Source organism: Enterobacter sp. 01-M-03-SI-ECC, from assembly GCF_047530215.1.
Taxonomy (GTDB): domain Bacteria; phylum Pseudomonadota; class Gammaproteobacteria; order Enterobacterales; family Enterobacteriaceae; genus Enterobacter; species Enterobacter chengduensis.
On sequence record NZ_JBLKDA010000002.1, the window covers coordinates 336097 to 356545 of the forward strand.

General features: G+C 56.6%; 19 protein-coding genes. 13 read left to right on the top strand and 6 right to left on the bottom strand.

Translation table 11 applies throughout. From position 1 onward, the window contains the following. Nucleotides 1-2 precede the first annotated feature (2 nt). From murD to mutT, 12 genes are all read left to right on the top strand, one after another. A complete protein-coding gene (gene murD, locus ACMWKK_RS03455; RefSeq protein ID WP_112781162.1) occupies nucleotides 3-1319 on the top strand; it encodes a UDP-N-acetylmuramoyl-L-alanine--D-glutamate ligase in 1317 nt (438 codons plus the stop codon). After that, entirely contained in the window at nucleotides 1319-2563 is a 1245-nt protein-coding gene (gene ftsW, locus ACMWKK_RS03460) for a cell division protein FtsW (protein ID WP_045327720.1), read from the top strand. Before murD ends, ftsW begins: the two co-directional genes overlap by 1 nt. Next, entirely contained in the window at nucleotides 2560-3624 is a 1065-nt protein-coding gene (gene murG, locus ACMWKK_RS03465) for an undecaprenyldiphospho-muramoylpentapeptide beta-N-acetylglucosaminyltransferase (protein WP_045327723.1), read from the top strand. The genes ftsW and murG overlap by 4 nt, the downstream gene beginning before the upstream one ends. A 57-nt stretch (nucleotides 3625-3681) precedes the next feature. Next, nucleotides 3682-5157, top strand: coding sequence for a UDP-N-acetylmuramate--L-alanine ligase (gene murC / locus ACMWKK_RS03470; protein ID WP_045327725.1), 1476 nt, complete (start codon nucleotides 3682-3684; stop codon nucleotides 5155-5157). After that, entirely contained in the window at nucleotides 5150-6070 is a 921-nt protein-coding gene (locus ACMWKK_RS03475; RefSeq protein WP_112781163.1) for a D-alanine--D-alanine ligase, read from the top strand. The genes murC and ACMWKK_RS03475 overlap by 8 nt, the downstream gene beginning before the upstream one ends. Before the next feature lies 1 nt (nucleotide 6071). Beyond that, a complete protein-coding gene (gene ftsQ, locus ACMWKK_RS03480) occupies nucleotides 6072-6914 on the top strand; it encodes a cell division protein FtsQ (protein WP_025756756.1) in 843 nt (280 codons plus the stop codon). Further along, nucleotides 6911-8167 carry a cell division protein FtsA gene (gene ftsA / locus ACMWKK_RS03485; protein WP_023334508.1) on the top strand — a complete coding sequence of 419 codons (1257 nt, stop codon included), beginning with the start codon at nucleotides 6911-6913 and terminating at the stop codon, nucleotides 8165-8167. The genes ftsQ and ftsA overlap by 4 nt, the downstream gene beginning before the upstream one ends. 63 nt (nucleotides 8168-8230) lie before the next feature. Beyond that, on the top strand, nucleotides 8231-9382 hold the full coding sequence (gene ftsZ, locus ACMWKK_RS03490; protein WP_008501978.1) for a cell division protein FtsZ: 1152 nt from the start codon (nucleotides 8231-8233) through the stop codon (nucleotides 9380-9382). Between the two features lie 101 nt (nucleotides 9383-9483). Beyond that, nucleotides 9484-10401 (top strand): UDP-3-O-acyl-N-acetylglucosamine deacetylase, encoded by a 918-nt coding sequence (gene lpxC / locus ACMWKK_RS03495; protein WP_008501977.1) that lies wholly within the window; start codon nucleotides 9484-9486, stop codon nucleotides 10399-10401. Between the two features lie 279 nt (nucleotides 10402-10680). Continuing rightward, the gene (secM, locus tag ACMWKK_RS03500) at nucleotides 10681-11184 is read left to right on the top strand and encodes a secA translation cis-regulator SecM (protein WP_181663668.1); all 504 of its coding nucleotides are present in this window, start codon (nucleotides 10681-10683) and stop codon (nucleotides 11182-11184) included. Between the two features lie 58 nt (nucleotides 11185-11242). Further along, the gene (secA, locus tag ACMWKK_RS03505; RefSeq protein WP_045327728.1) at nucleotides 11243-13948 is read left to right on the top strand and encodes a preprotein translocase subunit SecA; all 2706 of its coding nucleotides are present in this window, start codon (nucleotides 11243-11245) and stop codon (nucleotides 13946-13948) included. Between the two features lie 57 nt (nucleotides 13949-14005). Further along, nucleotides 14006-14398 (top strand): 8-oxo-dGTP diphosphatase MutT, encoded by a 393-nt coding sequence (gene mutT, locus ACMWKK_RS03510; RefSeq protein ID WP_045327729.1) that lies wholly within the window; start codon nucleotides 14006-14008, stop codon nucleotides 14396-14398. Between the two features lie 33 nt (nucleotides 14399-14431). Here mutT and yacG read toward each other — a convergent pair whose 3' ends face one another. The 3 genes from yacG to coaE are packed head-to-tail and all read right to left on the bottom strand — an operon-like array spanning nucleotide 14432 to nucleotide 15999. Beyond that, complete coding sequence (gene yacG, locus ACMWKK_RS03515) at nucleotides 14432-14626, bottom strand: DNA gyrase inhibitor YacG (RefSeq protein ID WP_032644071.1); 195 nt, start codon at nucleotides 14624-14626, stop codon at nucleotides 14432-14434. Between the two features lie 9 nt (nucleotides 14627-14635). Further along, nucleotides 14636-15379: a cell division protein ZapD gene (gene zapD / locus ACMWKK_RS03520; protein WP_023310405.1), complete on the bottom strand. Its 744-nt coding sequence runs from the start codon at nucleotides 15377-15379 to the stop codon at nucleotides 14636-14638. Further along, on the bottom strand, nucleotides 15379-15999 hold the full coding sequence (coaE, locus tag ACMWKK_RS03525; protein WP_112781165.1) for a dephospho-CoA kinase: 621 nt from the start codon (nucleotides 15997-15999) through the stop codon (nucleotides 15379-15381). Before coaE ends, zapD begins: the two co-directional genes overlap by 1 nt. A gap of 228 nt (nucleotides 16000-16227) precedes the next feature. On the opposite strand from coaE, the gene ACMWKK_RS03530 reads away from it, so the two are divergent. Then, on the top strand, nucleotides 16228-17271 hold the full coding sequence (locus ACMWKK_RS03530) for a GMP reductase (RefSeq protein WP_022647054.1): 1044 nt from the start codon (nucleotides 16228-16230) through the stop codon (nucleotides 17269-17271). A gap of 43 nt (nucleotides 17272-17314) precedes the next feature. Here ACMWKK_RS03530 and hofC read toward each other — a convergent pair whose 3' ends face one another. From hofC to ppdD, 3 genes are read right to left on the bottom strand one after another with little or no spacing between them, the layout of a single operon-like run. Beyond that, nucleotides 17315-18499, bottom strand: a complete 1185-nt coding sequence (gene hofC / locus ACMWKK_RS03535) for a protein transport protein HofC (protein WP_112781166.1) — start codon at nucleotides 18497-18499, stop codon at nucleotides 17315-17317. Further along, nucleotides 18489-19871 (bottom strand): type II secretion system protein GspE, encoded by a 1383-nt coding sequence (gspE, locus tag ACMWKK_RS03540; protein ID WP_045327735.1) that lies wholly within the window; start codon nucleotides 19869-19871, stop codon nucleotides 18489-18491. Before gspE ends, hofC begins: the two co-directional genes overlap by 11 nt. A 10-nt stretch (nucleotides 19872-19881) precedes the next feature. Next, a complete protein-coding gene (ppdD, locus tag ACMWKK_RS03545; RefSeq protein WP_045327737.1) occupies nucleotides 19882-20319 on the bottom strand; it encodes a prepilin peptidase-dependent pilin in 438 nt (145 codons plus the stop codon). Nucleotides 20320-20449 lie beyond the last annotated feature (130 nt).

Below are 20449 nucleotides of genomic sequence, written 5' to 3' on the forward strand. Positions count from 1 at the left end.
TCATGGCAGATTACCAGGGCAAAAAAGTCGTTATCATCGGGTTGGGCCTCACGGGGCTCTCCTGCGTGGACTTTTTCCTCGCGCGCGGCGTGACGCCGCGGGTGATGGATACGCGTGTCTCTCCGCCGGGTCTGGACAAGCTGCCGGAACAGGTTGAACGCCACCTTGGTGGTCTGAATGATGACTGGCTGCTGGCAGCCGATCTGATTGTCGCCAGCCCGGGTATGGCGCTGGCGCACCCTTCGCTGAGCGCCGCCGCGGATGCGGGCGTTGAGATTGTCGGCGATATCGAGCTGTTCTGCCGTGAAGCGCAGGCTCCCGTTATTGCCATTACCGGTTCTAACGGTAAAAGCACCGTCACCACCCTGGTGGGTGAAATGGCGAAAGCGGCGGGCATGAACGTCGGCGTGGGCGGTAACATCGGCTTGCCTGCTCTGATGCTGCTGGACAAAGGCTGTGAACTGTATGTTCTGGAACTTTCCAGCTTCCAGCTGGAAACCACCTCCAGCCTGCACGCCGCCGCTGCGACGATCCTTAACGTGACGGAAGATCATATGGACCGGTATCCATTTGGTCTGCAGCAGTACCGCGCCGCCAAGCTGCGCGTGTATGAAAATGCCAAAGTCTGCGTGGTGAACGCCGACGACGCGCTGACCATGCCGGTGCGTGGCGCAGACGATCGCTGTATCAGCTTCGGCATCACCATGGGGGATTATCATCTGAACCGCCAGCTGGGCGAAACCTGGCTGCGGGTGAAAGGTGAGAAAGTGCTGAACGTGAAAGAGATGAAGCTTTCCGGCCAGCATAACTATACCAATGCCCTGGCGGCGCTGGCGCTGGCGGATGCCGTAGGGCTGCCGCGCTCCTCAAGCCTGAAAGCGTTAACCACGTTTTCTGGCCTGGCGCACCGCTTCCAGCTGGCGCTGGAGCACAACGGCGTGCGCTGGATCAACGATTCCAAGGCGACCAACGTGGGCAGCACGGAGGCCGCGCTGAACGGCCTGCACGTTGACGGCACTCTGCATTTGCTGCTGGGCGGTGACGGTAAATCCGCTGATTTCTCGTCCCTTAAGCAGTATCTCTCCGGCGATAACATCCGTCTGTACTGCTTCGGCCGCGACGGCAGCGCGCTGGCTGAACTGCGCCCTGAGGTTGCCGAGCAAACCGAGACCATGGAACAGGCGATGCGGCTGGTTGCGCCTCGCGTGAAGCCGGGTGATATGGTGCTGCTCTCTCCGGCCTGTGCCAGCCTCGATCAATTCAAGAATTTCGAACAGCGTGGTGATGTCTTTACCCGCCTGGCGAAGGAGTTAGGCTGATGCGTTTATCTCTCCCTCGCCTGAAAATGCCGCGTCTGCCAGGATTTGGGATCCTGGCATGGCTGTTTGCGGCGCTCAAAGGCTGGGTGATGGGCTCTCGTCAAAAGGATAACGACAGCCTGGTCATGTACGATCGCACGCTGTTCTGGCTCACGATGGGGCTGGCGGCGGTCGGCTTTATTATGGTGACGTCAGCCTCAATGCCCGTTGGGCAGCGTCTGGCGAATGACCCCTTCCTGTTCGCCAAGCGTGACGGGCTTTACATCATCCTGGCGTTTTGCCTGGCGCTGGTGACCCTGCGTCTGCCGATGGAGTTCTGGCAGCGGCACAGCACGGCGATGCTGATCGCATCGATCATTATGCTGCTGATCGTGCTGGTGGTGGGGAGTTCCGTAAACGGGGCATCGCGCTGGATCGCCTTTGGCCCGCTGCGTATTCAGCCTGCGGAATTCACCAAGCTCTCTCTGTTCTGCTACCTGGCGAACTACCTGGTGCGTAAGGTAGATGAGGTGCGTAACAACCTGCGCGGCTTCCTGAAACCGATGGGCGTGATTCTGGTGCTGGCGGTATTACTGCTGGCGCAGCCTGACCTCGGTACCGTTGTCGTGCTGTTTGTGACCACGCTGGCCATGCTGTTCCTGGCGGGCGCGAAGCTGTGGCAGTTCATCGCCATCATCGGGATGGGTATTTCAGCGGTTGTGCTGCTGATCCTCGCCGAGCCTTACCGTATTCGCCGCGTGACCTCATTCTGGAACCCGTGGGAAGATCCGTTCGGCAGCGGTTATCAGCTGACGCAATCGCTGATGGCCTTTGGTCGCGGTGAACTTTGGGGGCAGGGGCTGGGTAACTCGGTACAGAAACTGGAGTATTTACCGGAAGCGCACACCGACTTCATCTTCTCCATTATTGCGGAAGAACTGGGTTATATCGGTGTGGTATTAGCGCTTTTAATGGTATTCTTCGTCGCTTTCCGCGCCATGTCCATCGGCCGGAAAGCGCTGGAGATCGATCACCGCTTCTCAGGCTTCCTGGCCTGCTCAATTGGTATCTGGTTTAGCTTCCAGGCATTGGTTAACGTCGGGGCCGCAGCGGGTATGCTGCCGACCAAAGGTCTGACGTTGCCGTTGATCAGTTATGGTGGTTCCAGTCTGTTGATAATGTCGACGGCCATCATGCTGTTGTTGCGCATAGATTATGAGACGCGTCTGGAAAAAGCCCAGGCGTTTACACGAGGTTCACGATGAATCAACCGAAGCGGTTAATGGTGATGGCAGGCGGTACCGGCGGACACGTGTTCCCGGGGCTGGCGGTTGCGCACCATTTAATGGATCAGGGCTGGCAGGTACGCTGGCTGGGAACCGCAGACCGCATGGAAGCCGACCTGGTACCGAAGCACGGTATCGAGATCGACTTTATTCGTATTTCCGGCCTTCGCGGCAAAGGCCTCAAGGCAATGCTGCTGGCGCCGGTGCGTATTTTTAACGCCTGGCGTCAGGCGCGCACCATCATGAAGCGCTTTAAGCCTGATGTGGTGCTGGGTATGGGCGGCTATGTCTCTGGTCCCGGCGGGCTGGCGGCGTGGTCGTTAGGTATTCCCGTCGTGCTGCATGAGCAGAACGGTATTGCCGGCCTGACCAACAAATGGCTGGCGAAAATCGCCACCAAAGTTATGCAGGCGTTTCCCGGCGCGTTCCCTAAAGCGGACGTGGTGGGTAACCCGGTACGCGTGGACGTGCTGGCGCTGCCGCTGCCGGAGGTTCGCCTGGCGGGCCGTGAAGGGCCGGTACGTGTGCTGGTCGTCGGCGGCTCTCAGGGCGCACGCATTTTAAACCAGACGATGCCGCAGGTTGCTGCAAAGCTCGGAGATGCCGTAACCCTCTGGCACCAGAGCGGAAAAGGCGCTCAGCAGACCGTCGAGCAGGCTTACGCCGAGGCGGGGCAGCCGCAGCATAAAGTCACAGAGTTTATCGACGACATGGCGGCAGCGTATGCGTGGGCCGATGTCGTGGTTTGTCGTTCTGGTGCCTTAACGGTCAGCGAAATCGCTGCCGCGGGGCTGCCGGCCCTGTTTGTGCCGTTCCAGCACAAAGACAGACAGCAGTACTGGAATGCCCTGCCGCTTGAGAAAGCGGGGGCGGCGAAGATATTTGAGCAGCCACAATTTACCGCTGACGCGGTCGCCACCACCCTGGCGGGCTGGAACAGAGACGTATTGCTTGAGATGGCTGAACGCGCGCGCGCGACGGCCATCCCTGATGCGACGGAACGGGTGGCAAAAGAAGTGAGCCTGGCAGCCCAGGCTTAACCCTCGCAGCGCGTGAAGCGCGGCACGAATTTTTAAGTAGTCGATGGCGTTTAGAGAATGAATACACAACAACTGGCAAAACTGCGTTCAATCGTGCCCGAGATGCGTCGCGTCCGGCACATTCACTTTGTTGGCATCGGTGGTGCCGGCATGGGCGGTATTGCCGAAGTGTTAGCTAACGAAGGCTATCAGATCAGCGGGTCTGACCTGGCGCCAAACCCTGTTACGCAGCAGCTGGCGTCGCTTGGGGCGACTATCTATTTCAACCATCGCCCGGAAAACGTGCGCGATGCGAGCGTGGTGGTGGTTTCAAGCGCCATCTCCTCTGACAACCCGGAAATCGTTGCCGCGCACGACGCGCGCATCCCGGTGATCCGCCGTGCAGAAATGCTGGCGGAACTGATGCGTTTCCGCCACGGCATCGCCATTGCCGGGACTCACGGTAAAACCACGACCACGGCGATGGTTTCCAGTATTTATGCGGAAGCGGGTCTCGACCCGACCTTCGTCAACGGCGGTCTGGTCAAGGCCGCAGGCGTACATGCGCGTCTGGGCCACAGCCGTTATCTGATTGCGGAAGCGGATGAGAGCGACGCGTCGTTCCTGCACCTGCAGCCGATGGTGGCGATTGTCACCAACATCGAAGCTGACCATATGGATACCTACCAGGGTGACTTCGAGAATTTAAAGCAGACCTTTATCAATTTCCTGCACAACCTGCCGTTCTACGGTCGCGCGGTGATGTGCGTAGACGATCCGGTGATCCGCGAGCTGCTGCCGCGCGTGGGTCGTCAAATCACCACCTACGGCTTCAGCGAAGACGCTGACGTCCGCGTAGAAGAGTACAAACAGATTGGCGCGCAGGGGCACTTTACGCTGGCGCGTCAGGACAAAGAGCTGCTGCACGTGACGCTAAATGCGCCAGGGCGCCACAATGCCCTCAATGCCGCAGCGGCAGTGGCCGTCGCGACGGAAGAAGGCATTGATGATGACGCGATCCTGCGCGCGCTGGAAAGCTTCCAGGGCACCGGCCGTCGCTTCGACTTCCTCGGTGAATTCCCGCTGGACGCCGTGAACGGTAAAGCCGGCACCGCGATGCTGGTGGACGACTACGGCCACCATCCGACCGAAGTGGATGCGACTATTAAAGCCGCACGCGCGGGCTGGCCAGAAAAAAATCTGGTCATGATCTTCCAGCCGCACCGCTACACGCGTACCCGCGATCTGTATGACGACTTTGCCAGCGTGCTGTCGCAGGTGGATACGCTGCTGATGCTGGACGTTTATGCCGCGGGCGAGCCTCCGATTCCCGGTGCAGACAGCCGTTCTCTGTGCCGCACCATCCGCGGACGCGGTAAAGTTGACCCTATTCTGGTCTCTGACCCGGCACAGGTGGCGGAAATTCTGGCACCGGTTTTGACGGGCAACGACTTAATTCTGATTCAGGGTGCGGGAAATATCGGCAAAATCGCCCGTACCTTAGCTGAAATCAAACTGAAGCCGCAAAACCAGGAGGATGAGCATCATGGCTGATAAGATTGCTGTCCTGTCTGGCGGCACCTCCGCCGAGCGCGACGTTTCTCTGAATTCCGGCGCGGCCGTGCTGGCGGGCCTGCGTGAAGGTGGCGTCGATGCGCACCTGGTCGATCCAAAAGAGGTCGACGTGACGCAGTTAAAATCCATGGGCTTCGATAAAGTCTTTATCGCTTTACATGGTCGCGGCGGTGAAGACGGCACCCTGCAAGGGCTCCTGGATCTGATCGGCCTGCCGTACACCGGCAGCGGCGTGATGGCTTCCGCTATCTCTATGGATAAACTGCGCAGCAAACTGCTGTGGCAGGGCGCAGGGCTACCGGTTGCTCCGTGGGTGGCACTGACGCGTCGCGAATTTGAATTGGGCCTGCCGGATAGCGTTAATGCACGCATTGCTGATCTGGGCTTACCGGTTATTGTAAAGCCCAGCCGGGAAGGCTCCAGCGTGGGCATGTCCAAAGTCGATAAAGCTGACGATTTAGCGTCCGCTTTAGCGCTGGCATTTCAACACGATGATGAAGTTCTGGTAGAAAAATGGCTTAGTGGGCCGGAATTTACCGTCGCGATGCTTGGCGAAGAAATTTTACCGTCAATCCGTATCCAACCCGCTGGCGTCTTCTATGATTATGAGGCGAAGTATCTCTCTGATGAGACGCAATATTTCTGTCCAGGTGGTCTTGAAGCAGAGCGCGAAGCCGATTTACAGTCCCTGGTGCTTAAAGCCTGGCATGTCCTGGGTTGCCAGGGCTGGGGACGCATCGACGTGATGCAGGACAGCGATGGACAATTTTATCTGCTGGAAGCGAATACCTCTCCGGGAATGACCAGCCACAGCCTTGTGCCAATGGCGGCGCGTCAGGCGGGGATGAGCTTCTCGCAGTTAGTCGTACGCATTCTGGACCAGGCGGGCTGATATGTCTCAGGCTGCATTGAACACGCGCAACCGCGATGACGAGGAAGAATACGCCTCTTCACGCCGCAGCAATGGAACGCGTCTTGCAGGCATCATTTTCCTGCTCGGGGTGCTGTGCACCGTGTTTATCAGCGGCTGGATGGTCCTGGGCTGGATGGAAGATGCGCAGCGGTTGCCGCTTTCTAAGCTGGTGGTCACCGGTGAGCGTCACTACACGCGTAACGACGATATTCGCCAGTCAATTCTGGCGCTGGGCTCGCCCGGCACCTTTATGACGCAGGACGTCAATATTATCCAGAGCCAGATTGAACGTCTGCCCTGGATAAAACAGGCGAGCGTAAGAAAGCAATGGCCTGATGAATTGAAGATTCATCTGGTTGAATATGTGCCCATTGCGCGTTGGAATGATCAGCACATGGTTGACGTAGACGGAAATTCCTTCAGCGTCCCGGCCGATCGTGTCAACAAGCAAAATTTACCGATGTTGTATGGCCCTGAAGGCAGCGAAAACGAAGTGTTACAGGGTTTTCGTGAAATGGGTCAGGTGCTGGCGAAGGACAGGTTTACGTTAAAAGATGCAGCCATGACGGCGCGCCGTTCCTGGCAGCTGACCTTAACGAACGGCATTAAGCTCAACCTGGGACGCGGCGACACCATGAAGCGTCTGGCGCGTTTTGTCGAACTTTACCCGGTTTTACAGCAGCAGGCACAGACTGACGGCAAACGGATAAGCTACGTTGATTTGCGCTATGACTCAGGCGCAGCAGTCGGTTGGGTACCGGCTCCGGTCGAGGAACCTAATCAGCAACAGAATCAGGCACAGGTACAGGCAGAACAACAATGATCAAGGCGACGGACAGAAAACTGGTAGTTGGACTGGAGATTGGCACCGCGAAGGTTGCCGCTTTAGTAGGGGAAGTTCTGCCCGACGGTATGGTCAATATCATTGGCGTGGGCAGTTGCCCGTCCCGTGGTATGGATAAAGGTGGGGTAAACGATCTTGAATCGGTGGTGAAATGCGTTCAGCGCGCCATCGATCAGGCTGAATTGATGGCAGATTGCCAGATTTCTTCTGTCTATCTTGCCCTTTCTGGTAAGCATATTAGCTGCCAGAACGAAATCGGTATGGTGCCGATTTCTGAAGAAGAAGTGACGCAGGAAGACGTTGAAAACGTCGTGCACACGGCGAAATCAGTCCGTGTCCGCGATGAGCACCGCGTGCTGCACGTCATCCCGCAGGAATATGCGATTGACTACCAGGAAGGGATCAAGAATCCGGTCGGCCTTTCTGGCGTCCGTATGCAGGCAAAAGTGCACCTGATCACATGTCACAACGATATGGCGAAGAACATTGTTAAAGCCGTTGAACGTTGTGGCCTGAAAGTTGACCAACTTATTTTCGCCGGTCTGGCGGCCAGTTATTCTGTGCTGACCGAAGATGAACGTGAACTGGGTGTCTGTGTGGTCGATATTGGTGGTGGTACAATGGATATCGCCGTGTATACCGGCGGTGCGCTGCGCCACACCAAAGTGATCCCGTATGCCGGGAACGTTGTGACCAGCGATATTGCTTACGCTTTTGGTACGCCACCGAGCGATGCAGAAGCGATTAAAGTACGCCACGGCTGTGCGCTGGGGTCTATCGTTGGCAAAGATGAGAGCGTTGAAGTGCCGAGCGTTGGTGGTCGTCCACCGCGCAGCCTGCAGCGCCAGACGTTGGCAGAGGTGATTGAGCCGCGCTATACCGAGCTGCTCAACCTGGTCAACGAAGAGATTTTACAGTTACAGGAACAGCTTCGTCAGCAGGGCGTTAAGCATCATCTTGCGGCGGGGATTGTATTAACCGGCGGTGCAGCGCAAATTGAAGGTCTTGCGGCCTGTGCTCAGCGCGTGTTCCATACGCAGGTGCGTATTGGTGCGCCGCTGAATATCACCGGTTTAACGGATTATGCTCAGGAGCCGTATTATTCAACGGCCGTGGGCCTGCTCCATTACGGGAAGGAATCTCATCTCAGTGGTGAAGCAGAAGTGGAAAAACGCGTCTCAGTGGGGTCGTGGGTCAAACGACTGAACAACTGGTTGCGAAAAGAGTTTTAATTTTTTTAAGAGACCGGAGAGAATTAGCGGTCTCGGGCGACAGGCACAACGGAGAGAGAAATTATGTTTGAACCTATGGAACTGACCAACGACGCGGTGATTAAAGTCATCGGCGTCGGTGGCGGCGGCGGTAACGCCGTAGAGCATATGGTGCGTGAACGCATTGAAGGTGTTGAATTCTTTGCAGTTAACACCGATGCACAGGCACTGCGTAAGACGGCTGTAGGCCAGACTATCCAGATCGGCGGTGGTATCACCAAAGGGCTGGGAGCGGGGGCTAACCCGGAAGTCGGTCGCAATGCGGCTGAAGAAGATCGTGAAGCCCTGCGCGCTGCACTGGAAGGTGCGGACATGGTCTTCATCGCAGCAGGTATGGGGGGCGGTACCGGTACCGGCGCAGCACCTGTTGTGGCGGAAGTCGCTAAAGATTTAGGTATCCTGACCGTTGCTGTCGTGACCAAGCCTTTCAACTTTGAAGGCAAGAAGCGTATGGCCTTCGCGGAGCAGGGTATTACCGAGCTGTCCAAGCATGTGGACTCGCTGATCACCATCCCGAACGATAAGCTGTTGAAAGTGCTCGGTCGCGGTATCTCCCTGCTGGACGCCTTCGGTGCGGCAAACGACGTGCTGAAAGGCGCTGTTCAGGGTATCGCTGAGCTGATTACCCGTCCTGGCCTGATGAACGTTGACTTTGCAGACGTTCGCACCGTGATGTCCGAAATGGGCTACGCGATGATGGGCTCTGGCGTGGCGAGCGGTGAAGACCGTGCAGAAGAAGCGGCTGAAATGGCGATCTCTTCTCCACTGCTGGAAGATATCGATCTGTCTGGTGCGCGCGGCGTGCTGGTCAACATTACCGCTGGCTTTGACCTGCGTCTGGATGAGTTCGAAACCGTGGGTAACACTATCCGTGCGTTCGCCTCTGACAACGCGACCGTGGTAATCGGTACTTCCCTTGACCCTGAAATGAACGACGAGCTGCGTGTGACCGTTGTTGCGACCGGTATCGGTATGGACAAACGTCCTGAGATCACTTTAGTGACCAACAAGCAGACTCAGCAACCGGTAATGGATCGTTACCAGCAGCACGGTATGTCTCCTCTGACTCAGGAGCAGAAACCGGCCGCGAAAGTGGTGAACGACCCAACGCCGCAAACGGCGAAAGAGCCAGATTATCTGGATATCCCGGCGTTCCTGCGTAAGCAAGCTGATTAAGAATTGGCTGGAATTAGGGGATTTGCGCTCTTTGTGCTAAACTGGCCCACCGTTAGTGATATACACTCTCGGTTGGATAGTTAATTTGGCGAGATTATACGATGATCAAACAAAGGACACTTAAACGTATCGTTCAGGCGACGGGTGTCGGTTTACATACCGGCAAGAAAGTCACGCTGACGTTACGCCCTGCGCCGGCCAATACCGGGGTCATCTATCGTCGCACCGACTTGAATCCACCGGTAGATTTTCCGGCCGATGCCAAATCTGTGCGTGATACTATGCTCTGTACTTGTCTGGTGAACGAGCATGACGTGCGGATTTCTACCGTAGAGCACCTGAACGCCGCCCTGGCGGGTCTGGGTATCGACAACATCATTGTTGAAGTCGATGCGCCAGAAATCCCGATTATGGATGGCAGTGCTGCTCCGTTCGTTTATCTGTTGCTGGATGCCGGCATCGAAGAACTGAACTGCGCGAAGAAATTTGTTCGCATCAAAGAGACCGTTCGCGTCGAAGATGGCGACAAGTGGGCTGAATTCAAACCGTACAATGGTTTCTCGTTGGATTTTACCATCGACTTTAACCATCCGGCGATTGACTCCAGCACCCAACGCTATGCGATGAACTTCTCTGCTGATGCGTTTATGCGTCAGATCAGCCGAGCCCGTACATTTGGCTTCATGCGTGATATCGAATATCTGCAGTCCCGCGGCCTGTGCCTGGGCGGCAGCTTCGATTGTGCCATCGTTGTTGACGATTATCGCGTACTGAACGAAGACGGCCTGCGTTTCGAAGATGAATTCGTTCGTCACAAAATGCTGGATGCGATCGGCGACCTGTTCATGTGTGGTCACAACATCATTGGTGCATTTACCGCGTTCAAATCCGGTCATGCGCTGAACAACAAACTGTTGCAGGCCGTCCTGGCAAAACAGGAAGCCTGGGAATATGTGACCTTCGAAGACGAAGCTGAACTGCCGCTGGCTTTCAAAGCACCAAGCATGGTTCTGGCGTAACGGTTCACGCCGTTTCGTAAAAAATTCGACTGGTTAACCTGGTACTCTCTCCGACCAGGAAGACCAGTCGTTTTTATTTTTACCCTTCTTCGTTTACCCCGGCGTTATCTCTTGTTAGTCATGCGCAGAAAATGTGTGCGTTAGCTGCATTCTTGACCGTTTTTCCCCGCGGCGACACCTCATTCCTGCTGATGTATAGTGGCTTTAGTGGTACTATCTGGGCGCGAAAAAGAATAACTGAACTCAGCCTCTTCAGGGCTGGCTTATTGGGTGGAGCAGGTGAGCGGAATACTGACGCGCTGGCGACAATTTGGCAGACGTTACTTCTGGCCGCATCTCTTATTAGGGATGGTCGCGGCGAGTTTCGGCTTGCCTGCGCTCTGCAACAGTGCCGAGGCGGCGACGCCCGCAAAAACCTCTACCTCCAAACACGATCTCAACACGCGGGTTAATTTTACAAACCTTGCGTGGCTTGAAGCCAGCCGCCGTCCGAACTTCTCCGTCGATTATTGGCACCAGCACGCTATCCGCACGGTTATTCGCCATCTCTCCTTCGCGATGGCGCCGCAGGCTATGCCTGTTGCGGAAGAGGCGCTGCCGGTGCAGGCTCAGCATCTTGCCCTGCTGGACACGCTCAACGCGCTCCTCACCCAGGACAGCCAGCCGCCGGTTGAGGTTCGCCAGACGACGCGGCGCGCGTTTGTTTCACCTGTTTCTTTCTCTGTTTCAACCTGGATTAGCCAGGCTCACGGCATTCGCGCCGGGCCGCAACGTCTCAGCTAAATTAACTTTTTCAATACCTTAATTTATCTGCCCACGCTGGGGCGTTTGAGAATTTATTATGCTAATCAAATTATTAACTAAAGTTTTTGGTAGTCGTAACGACCGTACCCTGCGCCGTATGCGCAAAGCTGTTGCCGTCATCAACGGTATGGAACCGGCAATGGAGAAGCTCTCTGATGACGAGCTGAAGGCAAAAACGGCGGAATTCCGTGCCCGTCTGGAAAAAGGCGAAACCTTAGAAAGCCTGATCCCGGAAGCGTTTGCCGTGGTGCGTGAAGCAAGTAAGCGCGTATTCGGCATGCGTCACTTCGACGTTCAGCTGCTGGGTGGTATGGTGCTTAACGAGCGCTGCATCGCGGAAATGCGTACCGGTGAAGGTAAAACCCTGACCGCAACGCTGCCGGCCTACCTGAACGCGCTGACCGGTAAAGGCGTTCACGTTGTGACCGTCAACGACTATCTGGCGCAGCGTGACGCCGAAAATAACCGTCCACTGTTCGAATTCCTCGGTATGACCGTGGGTATCAACATGTCCGGCCTGCCTGCGCCAGCCAAGCGCGACGCGTATAACGCCGATATCACCTACGGTACCAACAACGAATACGGCTTTGACTACCTGCGCGACAACATGGCGTTTAGCCCGGAAGAGCGCGTACAGCGTAAACTGCACTATGCGCTGGTGGATGAGGTGGACTCCATCCTGATCGATGAAGCGCGTACCCCGCTGATCATCTCCGGCCCGGCTGAAGACAGCTCCGAGATGTACCGTAAGGTCGACAAAATCATTCCACACCTGCTGCGTCAGGAGAAAGAAGACTCTGACACCTTCCAGGGTGAAGGTCACTTCTCCGTTGATGAAAAAGCCCGTCAGGTGAACCTGACCGAACGCGGTCTGGTGAAAATTGAAGAGCTGCTGGTCGCTGAAGGCATTATGGAAGAGGGCGAGTCTCTCTACTCCCCGAGCAACATCATGCTGATGCACCACGTGACCGCCGCGCTGCGCGCCCACGCGCTGTTTACCCGCGACGTCGACTACATCGTTAAAGACGGCGAAGTGATCATCGTCGATGAACACACCGGCCGTACCATGCAGGGACGTCGCTGGTCTGACGGTCTGCACCAGGCTGTGGAAGCCAAAGAGGGTGTGGATATTCAGAATGAAAACCAGACGCTGGCGTCTATCACCTTCCAGAACTACTTCCGTCTGTACGAGAAGCTGGCGGGTATGACCGGTACTGCTGATACCGAAGCGTTTGAATTCAGCTCTATCTATAAGCTCGATACCGTGGTCGTTCCAACCAACCGTCCGATGATCCGTAAGGATATGCCGGACCTGGTCTACATGACCGAAGCGGAAAAAATTCAGGCCATCATTGAAGATATTCGCGACCGTACGGCGAAAGGCCAGCCGGTTCTGGTGGGGACCATCTCCATCGAGAAATCCGAAGTGGTTTCCAACGAGCTGACGAAAGCGGGTATCAAACACAACGTTCTGAACGCCAAATTCCACGCCAAAGAAGCGGACATTGTTGCGCAGGCGGGCTATCCGGCTGCCGTGACCATCGCCACCAACATGGCGGGTCGTGGTACCGATATTATGCTGGGCGGTAGCTGGCAGGCTGAAGTGGCGGAGCTGGAAAACCCAACGCCAGAACAGATTGCCCAGATCAAAGCCGACTGGCAGGTGCGTCACGACGCGGTTCTGGCTTCCGGCGGTCTGCACATTATCGGTACCGAGCGTCACGAATCCCGTCGTATCGACAACCAGCTGCGTGGCCGTGCGGGTCGTCAGGGGGATGCCGGTTCATCCCGCTTCTACCTGTCTATGGAAGATGCGCTGATGCGTATTTTCGCCTCCGACCGCGTGTCCGGCATGATGCGTAAGCTGGGGATGAAGCCTGGCGAAGCGATTGAGCACCCGTGGGTGACAAAAGCGATCGCTAACGCACAGCGCAAAGTGGAAAGCCGCAACTTCGATATTCGTAAGCAGCTGCTGGAATATGACGACGTGGCTAACGATCAGCGTCGTGCAATCTACACCCAGCGTAACGAACTGCTGGACGTGACCGACGTGAGCGAAACCATCAACAGCATCCGCGAAGATGTGTTTAAAGCGACGATTGATGCGCATATTCCACCGCAGTCTCTGGAAGAGATGTGGGATATCGAAGGCCTGCAGGAACGCCTGAAAAACGACTTTGACCTCGATCTGCCTATCAAAGAGTGGCTGGATAAAGAGCCTGAACTGCACGAAGAGACCCTGCGCGAGCGTATCTATGAAACCGCGCTGGACGTCTACAAGCGTAAGGAAGAGGTTGTTGGCGCAGAGATGATGCGTCACTTCGAAAAAGGCGTGATGCTGCAGACGCTGGACTCCCTGTGGAAAGAGCACCTGGCGGCGATGGACTACCTGCGTCAGGGTATCCACCTGCGTGGCTATGCGCAGAAGGATCCGAAGCAGGAGTACAAGCGTGAATCCTTCTCCATGTTTGCCTCTATGCTGGAGTCACTGAAATATGAAGTGATCAGCACCCTGAGCAAGGTTCAGGTGCGCATGCCGGAAGAAGTGGAGGCGATGGAGCAGCAGCGTCGTGAAGAAGCTGAACGTCTGGCACAAATGCAGCAGCTGAGCCATCAGACCGACGACAGCGAAGCCGCAGCGGCGATCGCCGCGCAGACCGGCGATCGTAAAGTGGGGCGTAACGATCCGTGCCCGTGCGGTTCCGGTAAAAAATATAAGGCGTGCCACGGCCGTCTGAGCTAGGTTTATAAAAAAACAAAAAGGCGCAGAAATCTGCGCCTTTTTTATGGAAGTGACACTATGAAAATACTGCAAATTGCCGTCGGGATTATTCGCAACCCGCAAAATCAAATCTTCATCACCCAGCGCGCCGCCGACGCCCACATGGCAAATAAGTGGGAGTTTCCTGGCGGGAAAATCGAATCAGGTGAAACGCCGGAAGAGGCGCTGGTTCGTGAGCTTCAGGAAGAGGTGGGGATCACGCCGCTTGGCGCAACGCTGTTTGACAAACTTGAGTACCAGTTTCCGGACAGGCACATCACGCTGTGGTTCTGGCTGGTGGAAAGCTGGGAAGGTGAACCCTGGGGTAAAGAAGGGCAACCTGGGGGCTGGGTGTCGCTTCATGCGAGTGATGCCGAAAAATTTCCTCCGGCAAATGCACCCGTTATATCCCGACTGACGGACAACCTGTAGGCCTGCTAAGCGAAGCGCCAGCAGGCTTTCAAGCTATCGTTGCTCTTCGCTCCAGTCGTCGCTGTCCGAGAGATCGCCTTTACTTGGAATGCGCTTCTCTTCCGCCGCCCATTCGCCCAGGTCGATTAGCTGGCAGCGCTTGCAGCAAAACGGGCGGAACGGACTCACTTCGCCCCAGACAACGGTTTTGCCGCATGTTGGGCAGCTTACGGTGGTGACATCAGACATCGGCACTCCTTAACAACAGGCCAGTTCAAAATCGAGACGTTCCGGCACGGTGCCATTTTCACTGTCCAGCGGCATAAAGCGAATCGCAAAGCGGCTCTTATGCCCGGAAATCTGTGGGTAAAGCTGTTCGCCAAGAGACAGGTTGAGACGCAGAAGATCGGCATCATCACCGTTATCCTGGAAGAAACCATTCAGGCTGGTTTGCTTGCGGAACGGCGCAGAGTTACGGATCAGATCGAGGATCAGCGATAGCGTCTGGTGCATAGGCTCCAGGCTTGCCAGCCAGCTGTTAACCTGCGCGTCACGCTGCGCCTGTGGCATATGTAGCCACATGTGCAGGGTCGGCAGGTCAAAACTGCAGCAGCCACCGGGGATGCTCAGACGCTGCCGCACCAGGCCAATCAGGCGGTCTTCACGCAAAAACTGCCCAACGCGCGGCGCGGCCATCAGGACAGCGCTACTGCTTTTTAACTGCTGGCGAAGCGCGTCGATACGGCTCTGATCTACCCCGGGAACTTCTGTCCATGCCTGCAATTTACGCTGCTGGCGCTCCAGCTCTTTAAGCAATTCCGTGCGGACATCGCCGCGTTCAATCACATCCAGCAGATCGCCTACGTTGCGGAAGAAGTGCAGCGCCGTAGCGTGATCGTTAACAGGCAGATGTTGTGAAAGCTGTTGAATTAGGAATTCGATGCGCAGCCAGGTGCGCATTTTTTCGTTGAGCGGATGCTCAAAAAGGATGTGTGTCGACATTATGGTTTTTCCTGTGCAACGGCCTGCGCGGCAAACGTCAGATACTGCGCGTGCAGACGGGCAACATCCGATGCAATGGCATCTGGTGCGCCGTTATTATCAATAACATCATCCGCTACGGCAAGGCGCTGAGCGCGCGTGGCCTGAGCGGCAAGAATTTGTTCAGCCTGTTCGCGCGAGATACCGTCGCGCGCCACGGTGCGCTGGATTTGCGTTTCAGGCGAGACATCAATGACCAGCACCCGATCGGCTTTATTCTGCAGCTGGTTCTCTACCAGCAATGGGACTACCCACAGAATATACGGCGAGCGGGCTGCGGCAATCTGACGCTGAGTTTCCTGGTGGATAATGGGGTGGAGCAGGGCATTAAGCCAGGCTTTTTCCGCAGAATCGGAAAAAATGCGTTCGCGAAGCTGACGGCGATTTAGCGTGCCGTCGGCGTTGATGATTGCCGAACCAAAATGGTCTTCGATGGCTTTTAGCGCGGGTGTATTGGGCTCTACCACCTGACGGGCAATAATATCGGCATCAATAATCGTGATGCCCAGACGAGAAAATGCGTCCGCAACGGTACTTTTGCCGCTACCGATGCCGCCGGTTAATGCGACGATATACCCCATTAAATCAAATCCTGGGAATTATTCATTTTTAAAATCAGTTGGTTGAATTTCAAACGTGCGTCAGCCATCGTTTAGCCCTGATTACCGGCTTTTTACCAGGTAAATTTATAGGATTGTAGCGTAAAAAAAGAGAATTTCGCAGTCTTGCGGAGCAGGTATTAGTGCGTATGATAGCGTCACTGGAGTTGTGCTTTTAACATATTTGCCTCTAACCCCAGGAATCCGCACATGCGTATCGAAGAAGATCTGAAGTTAGGTTTCAAAGACGTTCTTATCCGCCCTAAACGCTCTACACTGAAAAGTCGCTCAGACGTTGAACTCGAACGTCAATTCACCTTTAAGCATTCCGGTCAGACTTGGTCTGGCGTGCCGATCATCGCTGCCAACATGGATACTGTGGGAACCTTTGAGATGGCAACCGCCCTGGCGCAGTTCGACATTCTCACCGCCGTGCACAAGCATTACAGCCCGGAAGAGTGGAATGCGTTTGTTGCATCCGCCTCTGCGGATGTGGTGAAGCATGTCATGGTCTCCACCGGCACCTCTGATGCCGATTTCGAGAAAACCAAACAGATCCTGAATGCGAACCCGGCTCTCAACTTCGTTTGTATCGACGTGGCTAACGGCTATTCCGAGCACTTCGTACAGTTCGTCAGCAAGGCGCGCGAGGCCTGGCCGACGAAAACCATCATCGCGGGCAACGTGGTGACCGGTGAAATGTGTGAAGAGCTGATCCTTTCCGGTGCAGATATCGTGAAAGTGGGCATTGGCCCGGGCTCCGTATGCACCACGCGCGTCAAAACCGGTGTGGGTTATCCGCAGCTCTCCGCCGTCATTGAATGTGCCGATGCGGCGCACGGCCTGGGCGGCCAGATCATCAGCGACGGCGGTTGCACCATGCCGGGTGATGTTGCAAAGGCCTTCGGCGGCGGCGCGGACTTCGTGATGCTCGGCGGCATGCTGGCAGGCCACGAAGAGAGCGGTGGTACCGTGGTTGAAGAGAACGGCGAGAAATTTATGCTGTTCTACGGCATGAGCTCTGAATCCGCAATGACCCGTCACGTCGGTGGTGTGGCCAAATACCGTGCGGCAGAGGGCAAAACCGTGAAGCTGCCGCTGCGCGGTCCGGTTGAAAACACCGCGCGCGATATCCTCGGCGGCCTGCGCTCTGCCTGCACCTACGTGGGGGCCTCCCGCCTGAAAGAGCTGACGAAGCGTACGACGTTCATTCGCGTTCAGGAACAGGAAAACCGCGTATTTAATAGCCTGTAAGGGCTTTCGCTGGCGCATGCCCGTGCGCCAGCATTATTGAGCGTTAACCCGCGCTCATCGCATCCCCCAGGTGGAATATTGGCAGGTACATTGCCACCACCAGCGTGCCGATGATGACCCCCGTCACAATCAGAAGCACGGGCTCCAGAAGTGCCGCCAGGCTATCTGCTCGCTGAAAGGTCTGTTCCGTGTGATGCCGGGCGAGGTTTGCCAGCATCATGTCCAGCGTGCCTGACATTTCTCCGGTTCGTAAAAGCTGAATACAGAGCGGGGTAAAGATGGCCGCCTTCTGAAAGGATGACCAGACCGGGTGGCCTTTCTCAATGTCCTCACGAACGCCCGCGAGTATTCCCTGCCAGTAACGACTTTCCACGGTCTCTTCCGCGCTCTCCAGGCCCTGTAAAAAGGGGATGCCGGCCTGCTGCGTGAGTGACAGCACGGTAAAGATGTGCCCAAGCTTCTGACCTCTCGCCAGTTCGCCCATCACCGGCGTATGCATCAGCATGCGCTGCCAGCGCGGGTTCTGCCGTAAAGACCAGGCCGCGGCTAAGGGTACGCATAACGCGGCGAGCAATGCAGGGGCATATGACTGCATAAAGGCGGCCATTCCCATGACCATCTGCGTCAGCAAGGGCAGCGGCGTGTTAAACGTTTTGTAGATCGCAGCAAACTCGGGCAAGACCAGGGTGACCATCGCCAGCACCACGACCACGGCCAGCGTCAGGACGATCGCCGGGTAGCGCAGCGCCTTTTTCACTTTCGCCCTGAGCTGCTGCTGCGCTTTTTGCTGCTCAGCGAGCTGGCGACAGCACGCCTCCAGTTTGCCTGTGAGCTCACCGGTTTTCACCATCGAGACATGCAGCGGGCTAAACACCGCAGGCCACTTTTTTAGCGATTCAGAAAAGGGGGCTCCCTCGCTGAGCTCATCGGCAATGCTTTGCAGCAGCGCCTGCCACGGCTTTAACGGGTGTTGCTCTGCCAGCATTTGCAGGCTGTGGGATAATGTCAGCCCGGCCTGCAGAAGCGTGGCGAGCTGGCGAAACATCTCGTAGCAGTGATGTGGCCGCCAGCGGTGTCGCTGAGCGCATCGGGTCAGCGTCAGAGGATGAAGGTCGCTACGCATCAGCCAGATGAAGGCCGCATTGCGGTCCGGGGCCCAGAGCGTCCCGCTGCGGGGTTCTCCCTCTTGGGTGAGCGCTCGCCAGCGCCAGAGCTGATTAGCCGCCATTTGGCATTCCCAGGACGCGCACCAGCTCTTCGATCGTGGTCAGCCCTTGTTCGACGGCCATGCAGCCGTGTTCAAAAAGAGAAAGCATTCCCGCCTGCCGCGCGCTGGCCTCTATCACCTCTGTTCCCGCCCCGCTGGCAATCGCCTGTCGCAGGGCGCTGTCGATTGTGAGCACTTCAAAAATGGCCACGCGGCCATAAAAACCGTGATAGCAACGATCGCAGCCGGTGGGCTGCCAGCGCGGAAGCGGTCTGGACCAGACGGCGCGCGGTAACTGAGCCTGCTCGCTGGCTTCCCGGCGACAGTGTGGGCACAGACGGCGGACCAGGCGCTGGGCAATGACCATCGATAGCGCGGAAGATATCATCCAGCGCGCGACGCCCATCTGCTCCAGGCGAATCAGGGTTTCCGTCGTCGAATTGGTATGCAGGGTCGACAGCACCAGATGCCCGGTCTGGGCGGCATTGATGGCAATGTCAGCCGTTTCTCCGTCACGGATTTCGCCGACCATAATGATGTCTGGATCCTGACGCAGCAGCGCCCGCAGAACGCTCTGGAAGGTTAGGCCCGCCCGAGGGTTAATCTGCGTCTGGTTTAATCCGGCAAGGGGGATCTCAATAGGATCCTCCACGCTGCAGATGTTGACGTCTGGGGTGTTACGCGCCTGCAGCGCGCTGTACAGCGTCACGGTTTTGCCGCTGCCGGTAGGGCCTGTGACCAAAATTAGCCCCTGCGGCTGGTGAAGCACCTCATTAAAACTGGCTAACTGCTCAGCACTCATGCCAAGCGCCTTTGGCTCAAGGGCCTGCTGAACCTGATGCAGAAGACGCAACACGATTTTCTCGCCGCCGCTGCAGGGAAGCGTCGCGATTCGAAACGAGACCGGCGCGTCTGCCAGCTCAATCGTAAACTGGCCGTCCTGAGGCAAACGACGTTCTGCGATATCCAGGTTGCCCAGCACCTTTAAGCGTGCGCTGAACAGGCTGGCCAGCGAGGCGGATAGCGGAGGCTGGGGGCAAAGTACGCCGTCGATGCGTAAACGGATCTGGCATGCGTGCTCCATCGGTTCGATGTGAATGTCGGAGGCGCGTTGGTTGATCGCCTGCTGCAGCGTGTGGTTGAGGATGTCCACCGCGGAGCGTGCTTGTGAAGCGACGGGCAGATGCACTTGTGACGTTAACTGCCGGTGTTTTTCCATGCGTTCGGCGCTCCAGCACTCAATATCGATCCGTTTCTGGGTCGCGAAGCGAAGCGCCTCCATGAGTTCAGTCGCGGGGGTGCCCACCACGGCAATGCTCACTTTGTCACCGTCGCTGGTAAGCAGCAGAGCATGATGGCGCTGGCAAAGCGCGACGAGCTGGTCGGTATTCATTGTCCGCACCTCAGTTAGTGTCGAAGCGGAAAACGTCTTCGCAGGCCTGCTTCAGGGCGCTGTCAGCACTGGCATTGCAGACGCGCGTCCAGCCCGTCATCCCGTTGCCGTCGTTCCACTGTGGCGACATGACCACCTCAAGCCCGTTAAGGCTCTCCTGCCCCGTTAAGGTCACGATCCCTTTCGCCACGCTCATTCCTGAAACGTAGCGTGTGGTCGTGGGGGACGGAATGCCGTTGCTGCCCGCATCGCAGCTCGCCACGCCACCGTGGTCCAGCGCGCAAAGCTCGATGGCCGTGCGGTAGGGAACGAAGGTTTGCAGCATATCGGTCAGGGCTGCCTTGCGCAGGTAGTTCTGATAGGCGGGAACGCCGATGGCGCTCAAAATCGCAATAATGCCGATGACCACCATCAGCTCAATGAGTGTGAATCCTTGTTGTCTGTCCATATCCGCTCCTTTTGCAAAGTGGCGCTACTTTGTCAGCGGAAAAGAGCAGAAACGAGGGGCAAAAAAGGGAACGGGAAGGGCGCTTCAGAGAATTTTTTGAGGGTTACAGCGAAGAACAGCGGATCTGCGA